We start from the raw sequence: 296 nt of genomic DNA on the forward strand, positions 1-296 counted from the left end.
GAACATTACTTTTAGTGAGCCACGACCGAGAGTTTGTGGATAACACCGTAATGGCGAGTTGGATCTTTGAAGGCAATGGCCGTATCGAAGAGTTTGTTGGTGGTTACCATGACGCACAGCAGCAGCGAGATCAAGTTAAGGCCTCTAGGCAGGAATTTGTTGCGAGTACGTCTGATGTAGTGGTTAAAGACAAAGCAGCAAGCAAACCAAGTCGCAATACCAGTAAAAAGTTGTCGTATAAGTTGCAACGTGAGTTAGAATCGCTACCACAGCTTCTTGAACAACTTGAAGAACAA

1 pseudogene is annotated in these 296 nt (G+C 44.6%); it reads left to right on the plus strand.

Annotation, left to right across the window (positions count from 1 at the left end):
• Positions 1-296 (plus strand): annotated as a pseudogene (locus AB4585_RS28885) (ABC transporter ATP-binding protein); the annotation flags it as partial.

The sequence above is a fragment of the Vibrio sp. 10N.222.49.C9 genome (assembly GCF_041474985.1).
Lineage (GTDB): Bacteria > Pseudomonadota > Gammaproteobacteria > Enterobacterales > Vibrionaceae > Vibrio > Vibrio crassostreae_C.